Below are 3,432 nucleotides of genomic sequence, written 5' to 3'. Positions count from 1 at the left end.
CGAGAAACGGTATGAAGAGCCCCGCCCCTGCCCGAAGCGCGTTCGCGATGGTTCCGCCCAAGCCGTAGAGGATGCCGCGCTGTCGCGCAGGCACGATCTTCGTGAACATCGCCGAGTACGCCGGGATGCTGCATCCCATCATGGCGTAGTGAGCTGCCATGAGCGCCAATAGGACGACGAGCATGGCGGTCGGTCGCGTCGCGGCGAGGATCGGCGTCAGGATCGCCAGGAGCAGCACGGCGAGCCGCTCGAACGTCGCGATGACCATGACGTACCGCTTCTTGATCGCCAGCCGTTCGACATGGTTCGACACGAGGACCTGCGTCGCTGACGTCGAGCTCCAGATGACCGAGGTCGTCAAGCCGATTAGGACGTTCGAGCGAGTCAGGTGGGTGACGAACTCTTGGAGCACCGCCTGTGGCGCGAGGAAGGAGCTCCCGACGGTGAACCCGATGACATCGATGAGCGGGGCGATGAAGTTGCGGCGGGTCGCCTTCGGCTGTGGGCTGGCGGCTGCCGGAGTGGCGCGGAGCACTGCGGGCGACTTCGACGAGCGCAATCCGTGTCCTTTCCCCGGGCGAGCTTCGGGAGCAGTATAACAGGCGCATTCCAGCCGTCAACGCGTGGCAGGTCAGCCGACTCTCATACCCCGCCCCGGATGCACTCCTTGCCCGCGTCGCGCGTGCTTGACGCCGCCCGCCCAGCCGAGTACAACGAGGCGCGGCTTCACGTTCAGTCACCCCACGAGCAGATGGCAGCAGTCCCATGACCCTACCCGTCGTCAACGCCCGTCGATGCTCCCTGGAAACGGATCGCGAGCGCGTAGCCCGCATCGTCTACGAGATGATCGACGAGCTCCCCGGGCTCGCTGAACACTTCGCGTCGTGCCGCAAGATCGCCGTCAAGTCGAACATCGGCATCATGGATGTGCGATGGCATCGCGGATGGAGCATCGCGCTGGCGGATGCCGCCGTCGTCGAGGGCACCATCGCCTGGCTGCGCGACCACTCGGACGCCGAGATCATCGTCGGCGACGCTTCGACAGGCGTCCGGTGCGAGGACGTGTCCGAGGCGATGGGCATCACGGAGCGCATCGCCCGGTACGACGCGCGGATCGTCGACTACAACGACGAGCCCTACACGAAGTACGCGGTTCCCGACGGCGGGCTGATGTTCAGCGAATACGTGATGACGGAGCACATGGCGACCGCCGACGCCGTCGTCTCCATCGCCAAGATGAAGTCGCACCTGGCTTCAGGCGCGACGCTGACACTCAAGAACCTCTTCGGCATCCCGCCGACGAGCGTCTACGGGTCGCCGCGCCGCTACCTGCATGCGCCGATCCGCCTGCCGCGAGTCCTTGCCGACCTGGGGCTGATCCTGCGTCCGTCGCTGTGCGTCATCGACGGCATCGTGGGACAAACGAAGCAGGAGTGGCATTCCGATCCGGTCGAAGCCGGTTGGCTGATCGCGGGCGACAACACCGTCGCGACGGACGCCATCGGACTGACGCTGATGGGCATACGTCCCGACGGCGACTATCCCGAACCGCCCTTCCACTTCGACCGCAACCCCGTTCTGCTCGCCGCGCAGCGCGGATTGGGGCCCATCAGCCTCGACGGCATCGACCTGCTGGGCGATCCGCTGGAGGCCGCCGAGGGGTTCTACTCCGACAAGCACATGGACCCGCCGCTGCTGGACGCGATTCGGTACTCCATCGCGGAGCAGGCGCACATCTTCGTCGACGACCGCGCGCGGTTCCTGAACGAGTACCCGGAGCAGTACGTCGGGCTCTACGACGGCGATGTCATCTTCACGGGAACCGACCTGGACAACATGCAATCGCGCGGTCAGATCGCGCGCGAGCGGGGCAAGCGGGATAAAGGGCTCTACCTGAAGCGCGTCGAGCCGTCCGAGATCGACCCGGAGACCTTCTCCGTCTACGAAGGCTTGCTCGCGCGCGCGCGCGCCTGAACCACCCAACCGGAGGGAACGCCATGCCGCTGGACCCCCGCCAGGTTCTCGAACGAGCCATCGCCAGCTCCCCGGCGGAGCACACGGTCGCGTCCGTCGGAATCGAGGAGCGGGCGTCGACGCGGTTCGCCAACAACGCGATCACGCAGAACGTCTCGGTCCGCGAGCACTATCTGTCGGTCACGGCGGCTTTCGGGAACCGTTCAGGCGTCGCCAGCGGAACCGACCTCTCGGATGACGGCATTCGCCGGTTGGTCGACAAGGCGGCGGAGATCGCCCGTAGCTCCGAGCCCGATCCGGAGTACATGCCCCCCGCCGAGCCCGCCGTCTATCCTGAACCCCCGGGACACGCCGAGAGCACGCGTTCATGCACACCGGACAGCGCTGCCGAAACCATCGTCGGCGCGGTCGGCGCGGCGCGCCAGAGCGGCGTGCGGCTGGCTGGTAGCTTCAGCCGGGATTACGGCCGGTCGGCGCTGATGAACAGCCGTGGGCTTTACGTCGAAAACGAGTCGACGTGGGCGCGCTACGTGAACACCGCCGTCGCTGATGACAGTTCCGGCTGGGCGACTCGCGGCGCGCGGGACATCCGCGACATCGACGTACCGAAGGCGACGCGGGCTGCCATCGACAAGGCGACATTCGGGGCGGAGCCGCGCGAGGTTCCCGCCGGAGAATACACCGTCATTCTGGAACCAGACGCGACGGCGGACTTCCTGGGATGCCTCTACTGGTCGCTCGATGCCAAGGCGGCTCACGAAGGGCGAACCGCGCTCTCTGGCAAGGAAGGGCAGCAGATCGCCGCATCGAACGTGACGATCTCCAGCCTGCCGACGCATCCGCTCTGCGGGCGTTCGCGGTCCGTCGAGGGCGGCGTTCCGGCGACGGACGTCCACTGGATCGAGAACGGCACGCTGAAGAACCTTCGATACAGCCGCTACTGGGCGGCTCGATGCGGACACGACGTGACCCAGCCGGTGAACTTCGTCATGGCAGGCGGAACGACTTCGCTCGATGAGATGATCCGCTCGACGGAGCGCGGCATTCTCGTCACTCGCTTCTGGTACATCCGCATGGTGGACCCGATGAAGCTGCTGCTGACGGGCATGACGCGCGACGGTCTGTTCTGGATCGAGGGCGGCGAAGTGCGCCACGGTATCCGCAACCTGCGATTCAACGAGAGCCCGCTGCGTGTCCTCAACGCCATCGAGTCGATGAGCCCCGCCGCGTGCGTCGGATCGCCAGAGGTGGTTCCCGCGATCAAGGTGCGGGACTTCCGCTTCACGAGCGGCACGTCGTTCTAGGCGACGGGAGGAGCTCCGCTACGATGCCCGGATCGCTCATCTACAATCTGTCCCACGTGGTTCATCTGCTCGTCGGCGCGGCGTGGGTCGGTGTGGCGCTGTCGTGCGACTACCTGACGTGGACCTTCGAGCGCGCCGATGACCGGGTCGAGCG

3 protein-coding genes are annotated in these 3,432 nt (G+C 66.3%); 2 read left to right on the top strand and 1 reads right to left on the bottom strand.

Annotation, left to right across the window (positions count from 1 at the left end; all coding sequences use genetic code 11):
- Positions 1-559, bottom strand: a 559-nt coding sequence (locus tag FJZ36_18480; GenBank protein ID MBM3216886.1) for a hypothetical protein, incomplete at its 3' end; no start/stop codon positions are given.
- A 206-nt stretch (positions 560-765) separates the two neighbouring features.
- Here FJZ36_18480 and FJZ36_18475 point away from each other — a divergent pair.
- Complete coding sequence (locus FJZ36_18475) at positions 766-1,974, top strand: DUF362 domain-containing protein (GenBank protein ID MBM3216885.1); 1,209 nt, start codon at positions 766-768, stop codon at positions 1,972-1,974.
- A 23-nt stretch (positions 1,975-1,997) separates the two neighbouring features.
- Positions 1,998-3,278, top strand: a complete 1,281-nt coding sequence (locus FJZ36_18470; GenBank protein MBM3216884.1) for a TldD/PmbA family protein — start codon at positions 1,998-2,000, stop codon at positions 3,276-3,278.
- Positions 3,279-3,432 lie beyond the last annotated feature (154 nt).

The organism is Candidatus Poribacteria bacterium (assembly GCA_016866785.1).
Lineage (GTDB): Bacteria > Poribacteria > WGA-4E.
The sequence above is the reverse complement of the archived record's forward strand: the minus strand, read 5'-3'. Positions and strand labels throughout refer to the sequence as shown.